Source organism: Pontibacter indicus, from assembly GCF_900156345.1.
Taxonomy (GTDB): Bacteria; Bacteroidota; Bacteroidia; order Cytophagales; family Hymenobacteraceae; genus Pontibacter; species Pontibacter indicus.
The window spans coordinates 1992822-2015371 of record NZ_FTPP01000001.1 but is presented as its reverse complement, the minus strand read 5'-3'; the positions used below and the strand labels follow the sequence as shown (position 1 = coordinate 2015371).

The 22550-nt window shown below is 50.9% G+C and carries 16 protein-coding genes and 1 rRNA gene; 13 read left to right on the top strand and 4 right to left on the bottom strand.

Features of this window, described 5'->3' with window-relative positions:
• The 11 genes from rrf to B0B12_RS08590 form a co-directional block, all read left to right on the top strand.
• A 5S ribosomal RNA gene (gene rrf / locus B0B12_RS08640) occupies window positions 1–86 on the top strand; the annotation flags it as partial.
• A 242-nt stretch (window positions 87–328) separates the two neighbouring features.
• Entirely contained in the window at window positions 329–2338 is a 2010-nt protein-coding gene (locus B0B12_RS08635) for a BatA domain-containing protein (protein ID WP_076667510.1), read from the top strand.
• A 1-nt stretch (window position 2339) separates the two neighbouring features.
• Entirely contained in the window at window positions 2340–3611 is a 1272-nt protein-coding gene (locus tag B0B12_RS08630; RefSeq protein WP_076667507.1) for a dihydroorotase, read from the top strand.
• A 69-nt stretch (window positions 3612–3680) separates the two neighbouring features.
• Entirely contained in the window at window positions 3681–4178 is a 498-nt protein-coding gene (locus B0B12_RS08625) for a DUF4199 domain-containing protein (RefSeq protein WP_076667504.1), read from the top strand.
• Between the two features lie 28 nt (window positions 4179–4206).
• Window positions 4207–4725 carry a DUF4199 domain-containing protein gene (locus tag B0B12_RS08620; protein ID WP_076667501.1) on the top strand — a complete coding sequence of 173 codons (519 nt, stop codon included), beginning with the start codon at window positions 4207–4209 and terminating at the stop codon, window positions 4723–4725.
• A 5-nt stretch (window positions 4726–4730) separates the two neighbouring features.
• Complete coding sequence (locus B0B12_RS08615) at window positions 4731–5705, top strand: glycosyltransferase family 2 protein (protein WP_076667498.1); 975 nt, start codon at window positions 4731–4733, stop codon at window positions 5703–5705.
• Between the two features lie 56 nt (window positions 5706–5761).
• Complete coding sequence (locus B0B12_RS08610; RefSeq protein ID WP_244554645.1) at window positions 5762–6850, top strand: glycosyltransferase; 1089 nt, start codon at window positions 5762–5764, stop codon at window positions 6848–6850.
• 378 nt (window positions 6851–7228) lie between these two features.
• The gene (locus tag B0B12_RS08605; RefSeq protein ID WP_076667493.1) at window positions 7229–7963 is read left to right on the top strand and encodes a hypothetical protein; all 735 of its coding nucleotides are present in this window, start codon (window positions 7229–7231) and stop codon (window positions 7961–7963) included.
• Window positions 7964–8072: 109 nt separating this feature from the next.
• Complete coding sequence (locus B0B12_RS08600) at window positions 8073–10799, top strand: TonB-dependent receptor (protein WP_244554644.1); 2727 nt, start codon at window positions 8073–8075, stop codon at window positions 10797–10799.
• Window positions 10800–10804: 5 nt separating this feature from the next.
• Entirely contained in the window at window positions 10805–11947 is a 1143-nt protein-coding gene (locus B0B12_RS08595) for a DUF4249 domain-containing protein (protein ID WP_083704114.1), read from the top strand.
• Window positions 11948–11976: 29 nt separating this feature from the next.
• A complete protein-coding gene (locus B0B12_RS08590; RefSeq protein ID WP_076667849.1) occupies window positions 11977–14412 on the top strand; it encodes a hypothetical protein in 2436 nt (811 codons plus the stop codon).
• 75 nt (window positions 14413–14487) lie between these two features.
• Here B0B12_RS08590 and purB read toward each other — a convergent pair whose 3' ends face one another.
• Window positions 14488–15840 carry an adenylosuccinate lyase gene (gene purB, locus B0B12_RS08585; protein WP_076667488.1) on the bottom strand — a complete coding sequence of 451 codons (1353 nt, stop codon included), beginning with the start codon at window positions 15838–15840 and terminating at the stop codon, window positions 14488–14490.
• A 376-nt stretch (window positions 15841–16216) separates the two neighbouring features.
• On the opposite strand from purB, the gene B0B12_RS08580 reads away from it, so the two are divergent.
• Both B0B12_RS08580 and B0B12_RS08575 read left to right on the top strand, forming a co-directional pair.
• Window positions 16217–18190, top strand: a complete 1974-nt coding sequence (locus B0B12_RS08580; RefSeq protein WP_083704162.1) for a biosynthetic peptidoglycan transglycosylase — start codon at window positions 16217–16219, stop codon at window positions 18188–18190.
• Between the two features lie 173 nt (window positions 18191–18363).
• On the top strand, window positions 18364–19371 hold the full coding sequence (locus B0B12_RS08575; protein ID WP_076667844.1) for a bile acid:sodium symporter family protein: 1008 nt from the start codon (window positions 18364–18366) through the stop codon (window positions 19369–19371).
• A gap of 76 nt (window positions 19372–19447) precedes the next feature.
• Here B0B12_RS08575 and B0B12_RS08570 read toward each other — a convergent pair whose 3' ends face one another.
• The 3 genes from B0B12_RS08570 to B0B12_RS08560 all read right to left on the bottom strand — a co-directional run bounded on the left by B0B12_RS08570 (window position 19448) and on the right by B0B12_RS08560 (window position 22302).
• Window positions 19448–19771, bottom strand: coding sequence for a DUF3817 domain-containing protein (locus B0B12_RS08570; RefSeq protein ID WP_076667486.1), 324 nt, complete (start codon window positions 19769–19771; stop codon window positions 19448–19450).
• A gap of 165 nt (window positions 19772–19936) precedes the next feature.
• On the bottom strand, window positions 19937–20866 hold the full coding sequence (locus B0B12_RS08565) for a hypothetical protein (protein ID WP_076667484.1): 930 nt from the start codon (window positions 20864–20866) through the stop codon (window positions 19937–19939).
• Between the two features lie 323 nt (window positions 20867–21189).
• Window positions 21190–22302 (bottom strand): bifunctional 3-deoxy-7-phosphoheptulonate synthase/chorismate mutase type II, encoded by a 1113-nt coding sequence (locus tag B0B12_RS08560; RefSeq protein ID WP_076667481.1) that lies wholly within the window; start codon window positions 22300–22302, stop codon window positions 21190–21192.
• Window positions 22303–22550: the final 248 nt, after the last annotated feature.

The window sequence follows — 22550 nt, the reverse complement described above, 5'->3', positions numbered from 1 at the left end:
CCTCTTCCCATCCCGAACAGAGAAGTTAAGCCCGGCTGCGCCGATGGTACTGGGGTCACACCCGGGAGAGTAGGTGGCCGCCAACCCCAACAACCCACAGCCCCTGATTCTCAAAAAGAGTCAGGGGCTGTGCCCGTTTTAAACCAATACCTATATGAAAGGGGGGAAGCAAAGGGTGTAATCGGGGAGAAAATCACAGACCAAAGAATTGAGCTCGGTAGGAAGTAAAATTGTTTTCCCTTGAATTCACCTCAACAACGAGCTGGAGCGTATGGTAATGTTCAACCTATACGTTGTATATTACAGTCATCCTCTCTAACTTGTTGACATGGCATTTCTCTATCCCTCGTTCCTCTGGGCTCTTGCTGCGATCTCTATTCCAATTGTGTTGCATCTAATACAATTACGTCGCGCAAAACGTGTAGAGTTCAGTAATGTTAAGTTCATACAGGTTTCTAAAGACCTTACAGCAAGTCAGCGGAATCTGAAAGAATTGCTTATCCTTGCCTCTCGTATTTTATTTATTGTATTTCTCGTTCTGGCTTTTGCACAGCCTTTCCTGCCTGCTTCTGAAAAAGTACAGCCTATTGATTCCTCGCAGGTTACCATCGCCCTCGACAATTCCTTGAGTATGCAGAACCTGCATGCTGATGAAGACCTTACTCTATTGACAGTAGCTGCTGATCAGGCAAAGCGTGTGCTGGACATCTTTCCTTCCACTACAGCTATCAGCGTAAATACAAATTCAAACTACAATATGGCTGCTACCATTGGTTCTGCTGATGCAGTAAATACGTTGGACCAATTGTCGCATTCTACCCGACCTTTTGTAAGTCAGCAGGTGATGAACGCCAACCAGGCTGGTGCTGAACATGTATTTCTTTTCTCTGATTTTCAAAAGTCCTTCTTCGAGCCTTCACTGTTAAGTCAGATTGACAGTAGTCGTATTTATCACCTGGTGCCTTTAAAGGCGCAGGGCACTTCTAATGTGTTCGTAGACTCTGTATACCTTGCTGATGAATTCGTCCGTCCTGGCACGGAAGGAACGCTTTATGTCAGGTTATATAACGCAGGGGAGAAAGCTATACCTGACTGTCCTGTAAAACTGGTGGTAGACAATGTACAGCTTGCAGCTCTAAGCATTGACCTGCCTGCAAAGCAGATTACAGAAACAGCGATCAACTTTACAATCCGAGGGGAAGGGAGTAAGCAGGCTTGGGTAGAGGTTGAGGACTATCCGGTTGAATTTGACAACCTCTATTATTTTGTACTCCAGCCCTCCAGCCGACTTTCTATTACAGAAATCAGTGGAGATGACTCGAGTCCACTGCAGCGTTTGTACCGTAATGAGCCTTTGTTCCAAACGCAACGCTTCTCACCCAATAATATCGACTATGCGCATCTCAATGGCTCTGACATTATTGTATTGCAAGGTATAGAAGAGGTGCCTACCGCACTCGTTTCAACACTTGAAACATTTGTGCAATCGGGCGGAACGCTGGCCATCATTCCGCCCGCGACGGAGCGAGGTAATTCCTATACGGCCTTGCTGCAGTCGCTTGCTATACCTGCCAGCCTCAGTGCGGGGAGTAGCACAAAGACTTCGCTAGCCATTCCAAACCGTGACAATCCTTTTTTTAAAACCATTTTTGCTGATTACGACCCTAAGATGCAGATGCCTGCGTCTGTCAGAAAGCTGGTATGGTCGCGTTCTTCGGAAGACATCCTGAAATACAGAGGGGGAGCACCATACCTGTCGCGTTTCGATAGAGGACAGGGAAAGGTATACCTGTTGGCCGCGCCGTTGCAACCTGATCAGAACGAGTTGGTGAATCATGCGCTCTTCGTGCCCGTCATGTACCGATTGGCTATTAGTAGCTACAAGCAGGAACAGCAATTGGCTTATCGATTGCAGAATATGACGATCACTATACCTGTTCAAAAGCAGGCAGGCGGTGAGAATATTTACAAGTTGGTGAAAGACAGCACAGCTTTCATACCGGAGCAGCAAGTAAGGGGAGGACGCCTGGTTTTCAACGTGCCGCCAGACCTGGAAGAGGCTGGTTTTTACCAATTGCAGCTTCAGGACAAAACAGTGGGCAGCTTCGCATTCAACTACGATAAACAAGAGTCGTTGCTGGAGCAGTATAGCCCGGAAGAGCTGAGAAACTTTCTGCCCAAAGATCAACGGCAAGTACACATTTACGACTACAGCGACACCTTTACGGTAAAGAGCGAGTTTGAAAAACGATTTTTTGGCGTCACGCTTTGGAAATATTGCCTAATATTGTGTCTGATTTTCTTGATGGCAGAAATAGCCCTAATCAGATTCCTCTAACATGAAACTTCTTCTCAAAGCAGTCCGCATTTACGATTCCACGTCACCTTTTCACCTTCAGCGCCAAAACATCCTCATTGAGAATGGCACAATCACTTCCATTGGAGGTGATGATCACGAGGCCGACCAGACCATTGAAATGGAAGGGCTTTGCGTGTCGGCAGGCTGGGTTGATTTGTATGCACAGGTAGGGGAGCCGGGGCTGGAACACAAAGAGGATATAGAATCTTTGGCCGCCGCTGCCGCAACGGGTGGTTTTACGGATGTACTGTGCATGCCGAATGTGCAGCCCATCGTGCAATCCAAGGGCGCCATCAATTTTATCAAGGCAAAGTCAGCAGGCCTTCCGGTTAATTTACTGCCGGCCGGTGCTGTAACAGTAGATACGCAGGGCAAGGAACTGACCGAGATGATCGACCTGCAGCGAGCCGGTGCCGTAGCGTTCAGCGATGGTGCTAAACCAGTGCAGGGAGCCGAGGTAATTGTGAAGGCACTGCAATACCTGCAGCCCTTTGACGGCGTGCTGATGAACCGACCGGAACACACACGCCTGACAGAGTACGGGCAGATGCACGAAGGGATTGTGAGCACCCAACTCGGCATGAAAGGTATACCTGCGCTAGCCGAGGAAGTAATGGTAACGCGTGACTTGCAACTGTTAGCGTATACAGGAGGACGGTTGCACTTCTCGCTTGTATCGACTACTGCTGCTGTGGAGGCTATTCGTCAGGCCAAAGCCAAAGGCCTGCAGGTAACCTGCGATGTAGCGAGTTACCAGGTTGCCTACACCGACGACACCATCGCACCTTTCGACACCAACTTCAAAGTATCTCCTCCTTTCAGAGGCGAAGCGGATAGAGCGGCTATCCTGCAGGGACTTGCTGACGGCACCATTGACGCGATCGTGTCCGGGCACCAGCCGCAGGACACGGAGAGCAAGAAGCTTGAGTTCGACCTGGCTGAGTTTGGGATCATCAACCTCGAAACCGCTTTTGCTGTGGCCAACAACAGCATGGGCGATGCACTTCCGTTGGAAAAATTGATCGAAAAGTTAACCAATGCTCCCCGCCAGATCCTGCGTCTGCCTGCCTGTGGAATAGCGGAAGGTGAGAAGGCTTGTCTGACCCTGTTTCATCCGGACCTGACCTGGACCCCTACGCCGGAAAGCACCCGCTCTAAATCCAGAAACTCTCCTTTCCTGGGGCGTGAACTCACAGGCAAGGTAATAGGCCTTGTTAATAAGGGACATTTAGTACTTAATCATTCTTTTTAATATATTTATAGCTATATTCTTGTCAGCAGTCGGCCTGACCCGAATAAGCGAATAACAAAACTGGATCAAATGATTGGAAGAGTGGGAGTGCGCTACGGCGTACTGTGCGGATTAGCTTCTTTTGCCATCATCCTGGCCTTATACCTGATGGGGTATAACGCACTGGGGGATGCAGGGCGCTGGAGTTACCTGCCTTTGCCTATCTTTATTTTTATGGGACTGCGTTACTTCAAATTATTTCACGATGCCGAAATTGGTTTCTGGAAAGGAGTGCGCGTGAGCCTATCGGTTACTTTTTATACCGCCCTCAGTGCTGCCATGCTGCTATACCTGATGCTATACCTGGTAGGTCCCGAGATCATACAGCAGCATGTGGTGGAGCTGAGGGCGCTGCTTGACCAGAGCCGGGAAGCGCAGATTAAACTGATAGGCGAGGAAAACTTTGAGCAGGCTTATAAAGAGTTGGACAATTTATCGCCAAGTATGTTGGCTACACACGATTTTTTGAGCAGGATGGTAGTAGGGACGTTATTTTCGATAGTAGCTGCTGTATTTTTCAGAAAGTAATTCATCTTCACATAAACCCTACACTAACATGACTGAAACCCAACCTTCTTTATCCTCTGTAGCGCTTAAGTATGGCCTGATGGGCGCGCTGGCATCTGTTGTTTTCACTGCTATCCTGCTAATCGCTGGCGTGAACGTAAGTGGCTGGATAGGCTCTTTAGGCTATCTTATCCTGATTGCCTTTATGGTGATTGCCATGAAGGAATACAAAAAGCAAAACCACGGTTATATGTCCTATGGCCAGGGCCTGGGTATAGGCACGCTGGTAGCACTCGCTTTCGGTGTGTTGGGCGGTGTGTTTATGTATATCTATACCTCCTTCGTTGATCCGAACTACACTGCCACCATGATGGACAAGCAGCGTATCGAGCTGGAGGAGAAAGGTATGAGCGACGAGCAGATCGAGCAGGCAATCGCCATTGGCGAGTCCGTGTCCAGCCCTGTAATGATGATTGTGTGGTCTATCGTGGGCTATCTGGTAATCGGTTTCCTGATTTCGCTTATAGTATCCGCCGTGATGAAGAACAATCGTCCGGAGTTTGAATAAAAAGCATGCAATACCCTTATGATATATCAGTGGTGGTTCCTCTTTTAAACGAAGAGGAATCGCTGCCTGAACTGGTCCGTTGGATCAAGCGTGTGATGCACGCGCACAGTTTCACTTACGAGATCATCCTGGTAGACGACGGTAGCACCGACCGTTCCTGGGATGTGATCACAGAATTGAGTGCCGAAGACAATACTGTCAAAGGTATCAGCTTTAACCGCAACTACGGCAAGTCTGCCGCTCTCAACGAAGGCTTCAAGCGCTGCTCGGGCGAAGTAGTCATCACCATGGACGCCGACCTGCAGGACAGCCCGGAGGAAATCCCTGCCCTGTACGATATGATCAAGCACCAGCGCTATGATCTGGTGTCCGGCTGGAAGCAGAAGCGCTTCGACCCGATCAGCAAAACAATTCCAACCAAGTTATTCAATGCGGCAACCCGGAGCTTGTCCGGTATCCAGCTGCACGATTTTAATTGCGGGCTCAAGGCCTACCGCCAACTGCTCGTAAAGAGCATCGAGGTGCACGGCGAGATGCACCGCTATATACCTGTTATCGCCAAGTGGCACGGCTTCACCCGCATCGGCGAGAAAGTGGTGCAGCACCAGGAGCGCAAGTACGGCACCACCAAGTTCGGGCTCGAGCGTTTTGTCTACGGCTTCCTCGACCTGCTGTCTATCACGTTTGTGAGCCGTTTCAAGAAGCGCCCGATGCACTTTTTTGGCACATTGGGCACGCTTTCCTTTGTAGTTGGTCTGGGCATTACGCTCTGGTTAATTATCCAGAAAGTGTTCACGCTATACCCGGAAGGCCGTGTGCGCGATGTGGTAGACCAGCCTTTGTTCTATTTGTCGCTGGTGGCCGTTATTCTGGGGGTGCAGCTTTTCCTGGCAGGCTTCCTGGCCGAGATGATGTCGATGACGTCCAGCAAAAAGAATGAATACCTGATCCGGGATCGGGCAGGATTGATCAAAAAATAATGGCAGGAAGGCGTATCGTGCTAGTAGGGCCTGCGCACCCTTTGCGGGGTGGGGGTATGTCTACGTTCAACGAGCGCCTGGCCGTAGCCTTTCAGGAGGCTGGCGACAAAGTAGAAATCGTATCGTTCAGCCTGCAGTATCCTTCCTTTCTGTTTCCCGGCAAAAGCCAGTTCACCGATGAGCCCGCGCCACAGGGCATCACCATCAAATCGCTGATCAACTCCATCAACCCGATCAGCTGGATTCGCGCCGGAAACTACATTCGGCATCAAAAACCGGATCTGGTCATTTTCAGGTACTGGCTACCCTTCATGGGGCCAGCCCTAGGCACTATTGCCCGTATCGTGAAGCGCAACAGGTATAGCCGCATCCTAGCCATTACCGACAACGTGGTGCCACACGAAAAGCGGCCGGGCGATGTGCCTTTCACGAAGTACTTCCTAAGTGCTTGCCATGGTTTTTTGACCATGTCGCGGGCGGTGCAGCAGGATCTGCAGCGTTTCGAGCCAAACAAACCCAACCTATACCTGCCGCATCCGCTCTACGACAACTTTGGGCCTGCCGAAAGCAAAGCAGAAGCCTGTGCTGCTCTGGGGCTGGACCCAAACGTGAGGTACCTGCTCTTCTTCGGTTTTATCCGGGCCTACAAAGGACTCGACCTGTTGCTGGAGGCGATGGCTATGCCTGCGCTGCAGGCTGTACCTGACCTGAAACTGCTGATAGCAGGTGAGTTTTACGAAGACGCAAAGCCTTACTACGAACTGATCGAAAAGCACGGGCTACAGGACCGGCTCGTGCTCCGAACAGATTTTATACCCAATGCCGAAGTGCGTCACTATTTCTGCGCAGCAGATTTGGTGGTGCAGCCTTATAAGCACGCCACGCAGAGCGGCGTAACACAAGTTGCCTACCATTTCGACAAGCCGATGGTGGTGACCAATGTGGGTGGCTTAGCGGAATTGGTGCCGGCCGGAGAGGTGGGATATGTAGTGGAACCTGATCCCCAAGCAGTAGCGTCTGCCATTTCTGATTTCTATACCTCAGCGAAAGCGGAAACCTTTGTCCGAAACATCGCCAGGTATAAGGCGCGGTTTAGCTGGAGCCGCTTCGTGGAGGCGGTATACGAACTAGCTGCGAAGGTATAGTGAGAATGCTTTAACCGGGCCATCAGCTACCAGATTGGCAAAAATCCGTGCGCAGGGCAAATAGGACAAGTGCAAACAGGATGACCGCCCGCTATGGCCTATTATTTCTATACCTGTTAAAAACAGTACACGGTAAATCATTTCTAAAGACGGCATGCACCATGACTGGTCCAACAAGTAAATACTACTTGGTACCAGCTTGCTGGCAGAAAATTTATTCTGGATCGCTCTTTCGTTATATTTCCTGATAATATCAGTGTCCATATCTGGAAAAATAGGCTGTAATATTTTATGGATTAATTTACCCTTACGCTTGTCATAACATCAAACATACTTTATATTTAATGTCTGAACTCGCTGTGAAGCTATTTGATAACTATGCGTAAACGCCCCGCTTACCTCACTCTCGTTCTTTTTCTAAACCTGCTGCCTTTCACCATTCTTGCACAGACTGACACCAGTTTCGTAAGCAATGCGGTTTCGGACGCTCTCAGGCAGTACCGCACCGCGGTTGGGGTGCACGCACATCTCTATAACGGACCAGAGTACTTTGTGCCTGTTAAAACCTATGTAAAAGGGCATCAATTCTATCAGGACAAAATCTACCAGAATGGTGCCGTAAAGTATGACGGGACCTGGTTTGAGGACGTGCCGATGCTCTATGACCTGGTGCTGGACGAACTCGTGATTGTAAACCATGGCAGCGGCCAGGCCCAGCGACTGGTGAAAAGCCGGGTGGATGCCTTTAACCTGCATGGGCACAACTTTGTCAGGTTGCAGGCCGACAGCACAACTAGCGTTTCTATTCAGCCAGGTTTCTACGATATGCTCCACAGCGGTAGTGTGCAGGTGCTGATGAAGCGTGAAAAGATACTCTTTGAACGGGCTAGCACCGAAGGTATGGAGGGAGAGTACAGGGATATCGATAAATTTTTCCTGGTGAAAGACGGTGTATACCACCAGGTGAGCAGCAAGCGCTCCGTGATGCGGGTACTGCAGGACCAGAAGAAGCCCCTGAATAAATTTGCCAGCGCCAACAAGCTCCGCTTCCGCAAGAACCGGGAAAATGCGATCGTGAGAATTGCAGAGCACTACGACTCGCTCCAGCAATAACCTGACGCGACACCAGTCTATCTCAACATCTGTTTAAGCTCTCTCACTACATATGACCCATTTTTACAGAGTATTTTTGCTGGTATTGCTGTACTGTATAACAACGGCAATGCCTGCAGTGGCCCAACAGCGGACTGAGGCTCCGCTTATCAGCGGTTCGTTCCGTAACATGACTTTTCAGGAATTTGCGCAGCGGCTGGAAACCCGATTGCCTTACAAGTTCTACTTCGAACAGGCAGTGGCCGACAGCATCAAGGTGGATCTGGAGGTAGAAGGAGAGCCGCTCAATCTGGTGCTTGCCCAAATTCTGAAGGACACAGAATACAAATTCGCCATCACGGAGCAGCGCCAAATCTTCATCACGCGGCAAAACCCGATCATGACCAGCCTGCCTTCCAACTTCTTCAAGGATGAGGAGGAGGCGAGGAGAAGCAGCCAGCTTGCCGCGCCAGCCTACCTGCCGCAACAGCAGGAAACCAAGAAACGAATTCAATCTGAGATAAAGCTTTATGAGATCGGCACCCCGAACGGAAACAAAACCGGCCGGGCGAACCTGGCAGGCACGCTGCGCGACGCCAATACCGGAGAGCCGATCATTGGCGCCCATATTTACATCGAGTCTCCTTCCATCGGCACCGCATCAGACCAGTATGGTTATTACTCCCTGTCCCTCCCAGTGGGGCGACACGAACTGAATATCCGCGCGGTTGGGCTTAAAAACACAAAGCGCCAGGTAATTCTGCACAGCGACGGTAAACTCGACATTGAAGTGGAAGAAGATATCCGCACTCTGAAAGAGGTACTGGTGGAGGCCGAAAAAGACCGCAACGTAACAGGTTTGCAGATGGGCATGGAGCGACTCGACATCCGCACGATTCGGCAGGTGCCAACAGCATTTGGCGAGACGGACATTCTGAGAGTAGTGCTGACGCTGCCGGGCGTGAAATCGGTGGGTGAGGGCACCACGGGTATGAACGTGCGCGGCGGCTCTACCGACCAGAACCTGATCTTGCTCAACGATGCTACCGTTTACAATCCCTCGCACCTGTTTGGTTTCTTCTCCGCTTTCAACCCGGATGTGATCAAATCAGTGGAGCTTTACAAGAGCGCCGTGCCCGCCCGCTACGGTGGCCGCCTGTCGTCGGTGCTGGAAGTAACCTCACGGGAAGGCAACAAAAAGCAGTTTAGCGGAACAGGAGGTATCGGACTGCTGACAAGCCGTCTGACACTGGAAGGGCCGATCATCAAAGACAAAACCTCCATTCTGGTAGGGGGACGCTCCACCTACTCTGACTGGCTGCTCAAGAAGATTCCGAACAAGTCCTTCAGTAACAGCGAGGCTTCTTTCTATGACATCAACACGCACATTAGCCACGAGATAAATGAAAAGAACACCGTATACCTGAACGGTTATGTTAGCAAGGACCGTTTCAAGCTCGCGGCCGACACGCTGTACCGCTTCCAGAACCAGAACGCCAGCATCAAGTGGAAGCACAACTTCCACAACAAGCTCTACAGCGTGGTGACGGGCACCTACAGCCATTACGGATACGACATCTCGAACGAGGAAAACGCTGCAAACGCTGCTACTATGGACTTTGGAATCAGCCAAACGGGTATGCAGGTTGACTTCAACTACTTCCCGGACTCCAGGCATACCCTGGATTTCGGTGCCAGCGCCATCCGGTATGAGGTGAACCCAGGCAGCCTGAAGCCCAACCACAGCGAGTCGCTCATAGCGGCAGACAAGCTGCAGCAAGAGAAGGCCGTGGAGAGTGCCTTGTATATTTCAGACCGCTACGACATCAACCAGAAACTTTCTGTATCGGCAGGTCTACGCTACTCTTTCTTCACGGCGCTCGGTGAGCGCGATGTACTGCAGTATGCGCCAGGTATACCGATGTCGGTATACACGATCGTGGACACGGTTTCCTATGGCAAAGGCAAATCCATCGCCACGTACCACGGCCCTGAGTTCAGGCTCTCGGCCCGCTACGTGCTGTCCGATAACTCCTCCGTGAAGGCGAGCTACAACAGACTGCGCCAGTACGTGCACATGCTCTCCAACACCGCCACCATGGCCCCTACCGATACTTGGAAGCTGAGCGACAGCAACATCAAGCCGCAGGTTGGCGACCAGGTAGCCATCGGTTACTACCGCAACCTGCGCGCCAACACCATCGAGTTCTCGGCGGAGGCCTATTACAAATGGATGCAGGATTTCCTTGACTACAGGAGCGGCGCCAACATTATCATGAACCACCACATCGAAACAGATGTGGCCAATGCGGAAGGCAAGGCTTATGGCGTGGAGTTAATGCTCAAGAAAGCAACCGGCAAAATGAACGGCTGGATAAGCTATACCTATTCCCGCACCCTTGTTCGCCTCAACGACCCAACCATCTCGGAGGTGATCAACAGAGGGGAGTGGTATGCGAGCAATTACGATAAGCCCCACGACTTGACCATGATCAGCAACTACCGCTTCAGCCAGCGTTTCAGCACCTCGCTTAACTTCACGTACAGCACAGGCCGCCCGATTACGCTGCCGCTGGCCAAGTACTACGACGGTGGCTCGCACCGCATCCTGTACTCTGACCGCAACCAGTACCGCATCCCGGACTTCTACCGCGTAGACCTTGCCTTGAACATTGAGGGCAACCATAAGATCGCGAAACTGGCGCACAGCTCCTGGACAGTGGCCGTGTACAACCTGACGGGCCGCAAGAATCCTTACTCTGTTTATTTCAAGTCACAGAATGGACAGATCAGAGGGTATAAAATGTCCATTTTCGGGAGTCCGATCCCTACCATCACCTATAATTTTAAGTTTTAATCTCCATGAAGATCCGGAACTGGAAAAACCCAATTGTCTGGCTTGTGATGCTGCTTGTGAGCGGTTGCGTCGAACCCTATTTTCCTGAAGTAAAAGAGTCGACCAGCAACTTTCTGGTAGTCAATGGTTTTCTGAACGCCAATGGCCGCACCTCCATACAGCTGCTCCGATCCCAGAGCCTGAACGAAACCGAAGCCCCGCCCGCCGAAGAAAGTGCCACTGTGGTGGTGGAATCGGAGAATGGTGAGCGCTACGGTCTGCATGAAACAGGTTATGGCACCTATACACATCCTAACCTGCAACTCAGTACAGACACGAAATACAGGCTGTACATCCGCACCAAAAACGGTAATGAGTATGCATCGGATTTTGTGGAGGTAAAGACAAGTCCTGTAATAGAAGACGTCAATTGGAAGGCAGAGGACGGCGAGGTGAAAATCTACGTTAGTTCTCAGGACTTAAACAATAAAACTCACTATTATAAATGGGAATATGAACAGACCTGGCAGTTTAGGACTGCTTTTTATTCTGTCTTTATATATGAAAATGGGCAGATACGACAACGGTTGCCAGATGATAGTCCTATCTATGTTTGCTGGAAATCAGAAAACTCTACCCGGGTAGAGATAGGTTCGTCCGTAAAGTTGAGCGAGGACAGGATCAGCAACTACAGATTACTTTCTATACCTTACAATTCAGAGAAAGTAAGTATGAAATACAGCATACTGGTCAAGCAGTACGCGCTGACACGTGAGGCATACGAATACTTGGAAATGCTTAAAAAGAACACGGAAAATATCGGAACGCTGTTCGATCCACTTCCTTCGCAGTTGACAAGCAATATTCGGAGCCTTTCAAACCCCGATGAAAAAGTTATCGGTTACATATCGGCTACCACCATGGAAACAAAAAGAATATTTGTTGACAGCCGTGATCTTCCGCGCGATTGGCGACTATATTACCCAACCTGTGAAATTGATACCGTTATGAATAACATGTTGCACGAGCGGTTTGAAGGAGGTAGTCTGGTACCAGTAGACGCGATATATGGCAGTACACCGGACCCAATTGGCTATACCGCTGCTGCGCGCCCCTGTGTAGATTGCACTGTGCAGGGTACCAATGTGAAACCAGCTTTTTGGGAATAATGCTATACCTGAATCAAATGCCCGAAATGATGAAAAAACCGCGATATAACCAACCTCAGTCTGGCAGAAGAAAGTATGCGCTGCGCACGCTGCTCTGCCTGGCCATAGGTATAGCAGGTATAGGAAATGCAAGCGCACAGGCTAGCCAGGATAATGAGGCCGTGAAAAGCCTGCAGAAGCATCGGCAGGCCTCGCTGCAGGAGAAGCTATACCTGCACATCGACAGGCCGGTGTACGCCTGCGGCGACGAGCTGTGGTTTAAGGTATACAACGTAGACGGCAGCCTGCACCGCCCGCTCGACATGAGCAAAGTAACGTATGTGGAGCTGCTCGATGCGGACCAAAAGCCTGCCTTACAAGCCAAAGTAGCGATGAAAGACGGGGCAGGGAGCGGCTATTTTCAGCTTCCCAGCACGCTCCAGACGGGCAGCTATACCGTGCGGGCCTATACCAGCTGGATGAAGAATTTCGATCCGGCCTTCTACTTCCAACAGCAGGTTACCATCATCAACACCTTTGAGCAGCTCCCAAAGCAGGAGGCTCCGAAAGCCAAAGGCTACACCTTGCAGTTTTTTCCGGAAGGCGGAAATTTAGTGACAGGTATAGCAGGTCGTGTCGCTTTTAAGGTGACAGAAAGCCAGAACGGGAAAGGCGCTGCGCTGACCGGCCAGGTGCTGGACCAAGAGGGAAATGCAGTGGCAGCGCTTACGCCGCATAAGTATGGAATGGGCCGTTTTAGCTTCACACCAGAACAGGGCAAGCGCTATACTGCAAAACTGCAGTTGCCGGATGGAAGCACGATGGAACAGGCGCTGCCACAGGTACACGAGCGCGGCTATACCTTGCAACTGGCCGACAGCACAGACCAGCACCTGCATCTAGCGGTGCGCTCAGCAGGCAGACCGGACGAACACGTATACCTGCTCGGGCATACCCGTCAGCAGGTAGTCAGCTCAGAAAGAGCATTGCTCCAAAACGGAAAGTATGTGTTTAGAGTGGACAAAGCGACGCTGGCAGACGGCATCACGCACTTCACGGTATTCAACACAGCGGGGCAGCCCGTAAGTGAGCGCCTGTACTTCAAATACCCCACAAAAGAACTGGCCCTTCAGGTATCGGCGCCACAGCAGTACAACCTGCGTGACAAGGTGAGTGTGGAGTTGCAGGCCTCTTCCCAAACGCCGGCCAGCCTGTCTATGGCCGTGTATAAACTCGACTCGCTGCAGCTACAGCCACAAGGGCACATTGCCAGCTACATCTGGCTCGAGTCGGACCTGAAAGGCGCGATCGAGAGTCCCGCTTACTATTTTTCGGACGCAGGTAGGGAAGATCGTCAGGCTATGGACAACCTGATGCTGACCAATGGCTGGAGCCGTTTTAAGTGGGAGAATGTGCTGGAGAAGGACGTGCCGAAGCATGCCTATTTGCCGGAAAACCATGGCCACCTACTCTTTGGGAAAGTCACGCATAAAAGCTCCGGACAGCCCGCTCCGGGTATTATGACCTATCTGGCATCGCCGGGCCGTCCCATCCGCTTTTACAATGCCCAAAGCAATGCCGATGGCAAGTTGCTGTTTGAATTGAAGGACTTTTATGGCAACAAAGACCTCGTGCTGCAAAGCGATTTCACCAAAGACAGTACCTATCATTTTGAGTTGCTCAGCCCTTTTTCTACTCGCTATACCTCGGGGCCGCTCTCTCCGCTTCAGCTAACAGAGGCGAGAAAGGCAGATATTACAGAACGCCACATGCAGGTCCAAGTGGAGCATGCTTACTATGGCGGTTACCGCAACAGGTTCCATACGCCAGGTATAGACAGCACGGCATTTTACGGGCAGCCATCGGAGAGCTACCTGCTAGATGATTACAAGCGCTTTAAGGTGATGGAGGAAGTGATGCGAGAATATGTGCAGGCCGTTCAGGTGCGTACACGAGGCCGAAACTTTCACTTCATGGTCATGAATCGGCCTTACAAATCGATTTTCCGCCAGGATCCGATGGTGCTGCTGGACGGTGTACCCGTGTTTAACATCAATAAAATCATCGCCTTCGATCCGTTGAAGGTGAAGCAGCTGGATGTGATTGCCAGCCGTTTCTTCCATGGCCCATTGTCCTACGACGGTCTGGTGAGTTATCATACTTACGGAGGTGATCTGGCGGGCTTTGAGCTGGATTCCAGGGCGCTGATGCAGGCATACGAAGGACTTCAGCAGCAGCGCGAGTTCTACGCACCAACCTACGAAACACCGGAGCAGAAGAGTAGCCGACTGGCAGATTTCAGAAACCTGCTGCACTGGGCCCCGGACATCACGCTGGAGCCTGGCAAGGAAGAACAGGTGAGCTTCTATACCTCCGATCAGCCGGGGACTTACCTGGTGGTGGTGCAAGGGCTGACGGCGACAGGCGAGACCGGCTACCAACTGCTGCAGATCAAGGTAAACGGACCGGTTGCGCAAAAGCATTAATCAAATCCTACAGGTATAAGAAAGCCCCTGCTGGTATCAACCGGCAGGGGCTTTTTATGTGGAGTCAGCTATACCTTAGAGCATTTGCACACCGGTGTAGGTATAAGGACTTATCTTTTTCAGCTCGGCCTTGATGGCATCACTCACCTGCAGTGTGTCGATGAAGTTGGAGATGGTCTGCTCGGTAATCTTTTCGTTCTTGCGGGTCAGGTCTTTCAGGGCCTCGTACGGCTGCGGGTATCCTTCGCGGCGCAGCACGGTCTGGATACCTTCTGCCACAACAGCCCAGTTCTCTTCCAGGTGATGGCGCAGCGCCGCCTCGTTCAGCTCCAGTTTGCCAATGCCGCGCTCCAGCGACTTCAGAGCGATCACCACGTGCGCCAGCGGCACACCGATGTTGCGCAGCACAGTAGAGTCAGTGAGGTCGCGCTGCAGGCGGGAAATGGGCAGTTTGGCCGACAGGTGCTCCAGCACGGCGTTGGCTATACCTAGGTTTCCTTCGGCGTTCTCAAAATCAATTGGGTTTACCTTGTGCGGCATGGCCGACGAACCAACTTCGCCTGCTTTGATCTTCTGCTTGAAATAACCCATCGACACATACTGCCACACATCACGCGAAAAGTCGATCAGGATGGTGTTGAGGCGCTTGATGCCATCAAAGTAGGCGGCCAGGTTGTCGTAGTGCTCGATCTGGGTAGTATACTGGCTGCGGCGCAGGCCCAGTGCCTCCTGCACAAAGCGGTTACCAAACTCCGGCCAGTTCACATCCGGGTAAGCCACGTGGTGTGCATTGAAGTTACCGGTAGCTCCGCCAAACTTGGCTGAGAACGGAACCTGGCGCACTTGGTCCATCTGTGCTTCGAGTCGCTCGGCAAACACCATGATCTCTTTGCCCAAACGGGTAGGGGAGGCCGGCTGCCCGTGAGTGTGGGCCAGCATCGGGATGTCCTTCCAGGTGTGCGCCAACTCTACTAGTGTTTGGTGCAACTGCTGGTAAAGCGGCATCAGCACACGGTCGTCAGCCTCACGCAGCGAGAGCGGTATGGCCGTGTTGTTCACATCCTGCGAGGTGAGGCCAAAGTGGATGAACTCCTTGTACTGGCCTAGGCCAAGTGCGTCAAACTTCTCTTTGATGAAATATTCGACCGCCTTCACATCATGATTCGTGGTCTTTTCCGTTTCCTTGATGCGCAGCGCGTCTGCTTCAGAAAATTGCTCGTAAATTGCCCGCAGTTCCTGAAACTGATAAGGGGCTACACTGGCCAGTTGTGGCAGCGGCAGCTCACAGAGCGCTATAAAATATTCCACCTCTACCAGCACACGGTAGCGGATCAGTCCGAATTCAGAAAAGTAGGCGGCTAACTCTGTTGTGTTGCGGCGGTAGCGACCGTCCACCGGAGATATGGCCGTGAGTGATGTCAGGTTCATGCAAAGAGAATGTTTCGTTGTTCAAAGATAAGCTTAAAGCCATCGTGCGCCAAATCGCGCAGGAGCTATTTAGCAGTCACTAAGCTTAAAACAGCGCAAAAATACCCGGCTTTCTGCAAAAAGAGCACGATTGTCTCTTTTACTAACAATTTGCTGTAAGGTGCTGCAAATGAAATGATTGGCCCTGTTTTTGTAAGATGGAGTGCTGTTAAGCCCACCTCCGTACATCCAAATCCGGCTATGGTCGTATGCGGGTTAGATAACACAAACCACACGCTGTTACGTATGCGTGATGAAGTACTATATTATAGTGGTACTATATTTTAAAACTTAATCTAATTAGCGTAATTCGCATCCTGATATTTTGAACCAGCGATTGAAACAAAGCATACTGATTGGGGCCGGCGTTGTCGTGGGCCTTTTCCTGATCCTCCTGATTTCCCTGTTTGCATTTAGAAGTAGCCTGCTGAGCTATACCGTGAATCGTGTGGTGGAGAAGGTGGAGAGCCGCTACCCAGTAGATTTAACGATCGGGAGCGCTAAGTTTAACGGACTTACTTCGGTCGTGCTGAGCGACATAAGCCTTGTGCCGCACGGGCAGCCACAGCTCTTTAAAACAGACAGCGTGCACGCCTCGGTGGGTTTTCGCTCCCTTTTTAAAGGGCGCATCGTGCTCCGCGGGCTCAATGTTTCCAACGGCTACCTGACGGCTATCAAGGACGGGGACCGCAACAACTTCTCGTTCCTGTTTAAAAATGGCAGCGCGCAGCCAGTTGACACCACTGCCAAGGGTGGGCGCAATTACGGCGCACTCCTCAACCGCGTGCTCGAAACGGCTTTCGATAACGTACCCGACCAAGTGGATTTCAACAACCTGAACGTCTCCTATACCTCTCCCAATCGCAAGATCGACATCAAGATGCCTTTCCTAACGATCGAGGATGGCAAGATAGCCTCGGAGGTTTCCATTCGCACCGATTCGCTTACGAACAACATGTTTGTGAAGGGGACGATCAACCCGCGCGATTACAACATCAAAGCCAGCCTTTATACCTCCGACACGCTGGGCATCCGGCTGCCTTATATCCAGGAGAAATTCAGCGGAACGGTGGCCTTCGACACCCTGCACCTGGGCATGACCGATAAGCGCTTCCGGCGTGACAAGCTCACTGTTAAAGGCACTGCCATGGTGAATAACCTGACCGTGAACCACGAGAAGCTGGCCGACGAGCCGATCTTCCTGCGCGAGGGTGCCGTTAACTATGTGGTTTCGCTTGGTCAGAACCTGTTTGTGGTGGATAGCCTGACAGAGGTGCGGGTGAACAGGGCCCGCGCCAACGTATACGCTTCCTATAGCAATGCCAATTCCAAGGTCATCGACCTGAAAGTGCGCACCGAAGAGTTGCCTGCCAACGACTTTTTCGAGTCGCTGCCAACCGGACTTTTCGAAACGCTGGAAGGTATACAGGCAGAAGGAAAATTGCAGTATAAAATGAAATTCCACGTGGACCTCGACAGTGTGGAGCGGGTGGTATTTGACTCAGACCTGGATGCCTCAGAAGACTTCAAGGTGGTGAAGTGGGGGAAGGCGAACCTCGACAAACTGAAGGGACCCTTTATGCACACCATGTACGAGTACGGCAAGCCAATTCGTACGTTCATGGTTGGTCCGGCCAACCCCTTCTACGCACCGCTCAACCAGATTTCGCCCTACCTGCGCAACGCTGTACTCACGGCAGAGGACGCAGGATTCTACAGTCACAAAGGGTTTCATGAAGAGGCTTTCCGCCAGGCCATTGCTACAAACATCAAGAAGCGCGAGTTTGTGCGCGGCGGCAGTACTATCTCCATGCAACTGGTCAAGAACGTGTTCCTGACACGCAAGAAAACTGTGTCTCGCAAGGTAGAGGAGGCCATCATTGTGTGGCTGATTGAGAATGAGCGGATCATTTCGAAGAACAGGATGTTCGAGATTTACCTCAACATCATTGAGTGGGGGCCGGATGTATACGGTGCCAAGGATGCCTCGCGTTTTTATTTTGGCAAGCAGCCTTCCGAACTCAACCTGGCCGAGTCCATTTTCCTGACCAGCATCATCCCGAGCCCAAAGCGCTACCGTTCCTCTTTTGACAGCTACGGCAACCTCCGTAGCTGGAAGTCCGGCTACTACCGCCTGATCGGGGGCATTATGGCGCGGCGCGGGCTGATCTCGCAGGCGGAGTACGAAAACCTGCAGCCGAACGTGCGGCTTTACGGACGTGCCCGCGACCTGATCGTGACGGCGCCGGACGCAGAGTACGAGGACACAACGGAATTTGAACTGGAAACAATCGATATGCTGGGCTTTTAGGCCTGCGCTATACCTGAAACAACGGCCGGTGCTTGTAATTGCGCCGGCCGTTGTTTTGTTTTGAGCCGGTAACATCGGCCATCTTTCTCAACAAATTAAACATACCTGTGAGTACACCCCAGATACCCTTGCCTGAAGATCCTAATCACCAAGAGAACAAGCCTCGTTTTGGGCTGCGAAGCGTGCAGGAGCTACTTGTGCGTGCCAGCTTCGACTGGTTTCTGCTGGCGCTGATCGGCATGATCGTGCTGGCCTGGCTCTGGCCGGAAGGCGGTATAGATCGCGAACCTGTCTCACTCAGTGATGTGGCAGGTATAGGTGTCTCACTGATCTTCTTCTTTTACGGACTTCGCCTGAGCCCAGAAAAGCTTCGGGCTGGCCTTGGCAGCTGGCGACTCCACCTGGTGGTGCAGGCCTCAACCTTTTTGCTTTTCCCACTGCTCATTATGCCCCTGCACGGGTTTTTTGAAGGCACTCAATATGAACTGCTCTGGCTCGGGGCTTTCTACTTGGCGGCTTTGCCGTCTACGGTTTCTTCTTCGGTGGTAATGGTGTCGATAGCGGGGGGCAATATTCCGGCGGCTATCTTCAATGCCAGTATTTCGAGTTTGGTAGGCGTGTTTATCACACCGCTGTGGATGGGGCTATACCTGACGGCCGGCTCCGGTGACTTCGACATGGGGCAGGTGATGGGCAAGCTGGTGCTGCAGGTGCTGCTGCCGGTTGCGCTGGGCATTGTGCTGCACCGGTATTGGGGAGCTTTTGCAGAGCGCAACCGCAAGCAACTGCGCCTGTCCGATCAAATCATCATCTTGCTCATCGTATATACCTCTTTCTGCGAATCTTTTGCCCGCGATATGTTCAGTGGCTATAGTGTTGGCAACCTGCTGTTACTCGGGTTGGCTATGATTGGCCTGTTCTTGTTGGTGTACGGCATTGTTCATGTCATCAGTCAGATGATGAACTTCAGTCCGGCTGACCGTATCACGGCTATTTTCTGTGGCTCCAAGAAGTCGCTGGTGCACGGTACGGTTATGGCCAAGGTGCTTTTCCCTGATGCCAACATGGTAGGCATCATGCTGCTGCCGATCATGATCTACCACGCCCTGCAGCTCCTGGCCTCCAGCGTGATCGCGCAGTCCATCGCCCGCAGGTATGGCCTGTCGGTGAAAGGCGAGTAGATCCAAATAAAAAAAGGGCTGCCCCATGCGGACAGCCCTTTTAGTTTCTTTTTGGCTAAATAGTTGAGGGTTATTGCTATGCAACCTGCTTGACAGGCTTTTCTTTCTTGATTTCCTCTTCTTTCAGTAATTTCTTATCCAGTATGAACGGTCCGAACGGCAGGAGCGATGCAACCACGGCAGCCGCTACTTTCTTGATAGACCAGTTATGCGTCAGGGTTACTTCCAGCACCGACATCATGTACAGCACAAACAGCACTCCGTGTGCCCAGCCTGTGTACTTCACGGCCTCAGGTATACCGGCCATGTACTTCAGCGGCATGGCGATGCCCAAAAGTAGCAGGTAAGATACACCTTCATAAATACCAATGGTGCGAAGTCTTGAAATAGGGGTTCTCATATTGTAATGCTTTTGTTCTGCTGCAATTTAGCACTTAACAGCCGAGTAACCTTAATCGTGCCATCGGAATGCAGAAAATTACGACAGACGGCAGGTATGGCCGCCAGGGGAAAAGCAAACAGGCTGCCTTTGGGGCAGCCTGTTGTGATTAGAAGCAGTTGATAATTAGTTTACAGATATTGGGGCAGCTAGAAATTCAACTTTTTCTCCAGCATCATTTGTGCCTTCAACAGACCAGTCACCTGTAATTTCGCCTTCCTGGTTCTTTTTAAAGTTCTTGAAGGTAATGGTGAAAGAATTGCTGTAATTGGAAGCTATATCGCCTAACTGCCATGAAATATTGCTATTGCTTTCGTTATTTCCTTTCGCAGTTTTTCTTATTTCAGCTGTATTGCCATTTTTATCAGTAGCTGAAACAAACTCAGTAAATGCTGTCAAGCCTCCCTGGATTTTAGCTCCTTTAATGTTAATACATGCATTGAACGAGTATCTTACAGTGTATAAAGTGTAATCAGTGTTAACAACTGTATTTATTAATTGGCCTGTAAGCTCTGTATTTGCGCATCGTGCTACCACTACTATATCTGCAGCGGTTTCTGTGCCTTCAAATGCTGAGCCGCCTCCTGTGTATCTTACGCGCCAGCCAAATGTGCCTACCGCATCAGGAGTATAAGTATGATTGAAACTTAAACCAGTTTTTTGAATCTGAGTTGTTACCACATCTTCCCAGTACGTAGCACTGGCGGCGTCAGTGTAAGGACCATTTTCACCTAGCTTGGCTCTTTGCAGGTTCATTGTGCCTTGTGTCGGAAGTGATCCACCTCCGGCAGGAGCGCCCACTGTAACTGTAATAGTTACTGGAGTACCAACTACAACAGGTGATTCAGAAAAAGTTAGCGAAAGGGTTGGAGTCGCTTTTTGGTTACCCTGTCCTCCAGCATTGTTGTTAGGTGTCCCATTACCTGCCTGCGCTTTAACTTTAGCCGCATCAATAGACGAGGCATTCAGGCCCACATCATCAAGATCTTTTGTACAGCTTGTGAAAGTACCGGCTAACATGAGTAGCGCTGTGGTGAAAATGTACAGTTTCTTCATTTTGATTTTTTATAAAGGGTGAGTAGTTGGATATAGATATATTTTAATCTTTCTGCTTTAACTTCTGTTATGGTAAAATTGTTTCATTAAATTTTATTATTCAAATATTTAAGTAAAAATATTTTAATATAAAATTTATATAATCATATCCAGGTCTGCGTAAATAGGATTGAAAAATCGCGGTTCCCATGGGCGTTGAAGTATTATTTATAGACAGAATTAATGGAAGTAAAGCAGCGGCAGACCTGCAATTGCACAAAAAAAACAGCCTGACAGCTCTCGAAAAGAAGCTGTCAGGCTGTGCTGTTATGCTCAAAAATAAACTACGAACTCAGACCATAGTTGTAAAGGTGGGTTCGGGCGTATTGGGAACGAACTTCTTGGAAGATAGTCTTCACAAAAGCCTGGTCTATACCTGCGCTGCTGGCTTGGTGCAAGAGGTTTTCCAATACCAGATCCCAGCGCACCAGGTCAGGCGTCTCAGAGCCCCTTTCAACCGGCTTGCTGTAGTCACCAAGCTGTGCTGTCACCTTGGTGCGGCGCGACAGTAAAGTCAGCAACTCGTCATCCAGATTCTCGATCTCCTTACGCAGTTTTTCCACCTGGGCATTCTGCTTTAGCTTTTCGGCCGGTGTGTGCTGCTGCTTCAAAGCCTGCAGGAGCATGTGCAATTCCTGCGGCATGATCTGTTGTTGGGCATCGCTCAGAGCAGCGGCCGGGTTATGGTGCGACTCTACCATCAGGCCATCGTAGCCCAGGTCGAGGGCGCGCTGGCTTACCGGGCGCAGCAAACTGCGGCGGCCCGCAATGTGGCTGGCATCGCAGTACATGGCCAGGTCGGGCAACTGCTGCCGCAGTTCCAGGGCGTGCTCCCACTTGGGGTGATTGCGGTAAGGGGCGCTGTCCAGGGTAGAGAAACCACGGTGCATGGCACCAAGATCCGTAATGCCACTATTGTGCAAGCGCTCCAGGGCTCCCAGCCACAAAGCCAGGTCGGGGTTTACAGGGTTCTTCACAAGCACAGCCACTTGCACGCCTCTCAAGGCGTCGGCTATTTCCTGCACCAGGAAAGGGTTTACAGTCGTGTGGGCGCCAATTAGCAGAATATCCACATCCTGCTTCAGGGCCTGTTCGGCCTGTGTGGCATTGGCTACTTCGCAGGCGGTGTGCAGGCCTGTTTCCTGTTTCACAGTGCGTAACCACTCCAGCCCAACATTACCTACTCCCTGAAAGCTTCCCGGACGGGTGCGTGGCTTCCAGATGCCCGCTCTGAACACCGACACGCCTTTCACCTTCTTCAGGCCAAGGGCGGTTTGCAACATTTGCGCTTCACTCTCAGCGCTGCACGGACCAGCAATAACCATTGGTCGCTTGTTGCCTACCAACTGGCTTTGCCGTCCTGCTAACTTCTTGCTGCTTTGTGCTGCTGTACTCATGGATTTATGAAATTTAGAATATGCCTTAAAACAAAAAAGCCCCGCTTGTGGCGGGGCTCCTGTGGTACCTGTGTATGTAGATGTTTTACCTAACGCACAAAGTTCTACCAGGGAGCCCCGTCTGAGGCACCAGCTTAGAATTTGTAAAAATATAGGCGTTAGCAAAAATCATTTCTTCTCAATTATTCTGCAATTGAAAGTGTTTTAACTCACAAAAGCAAATATAGTGTATTTATTTTTCTAAAAAT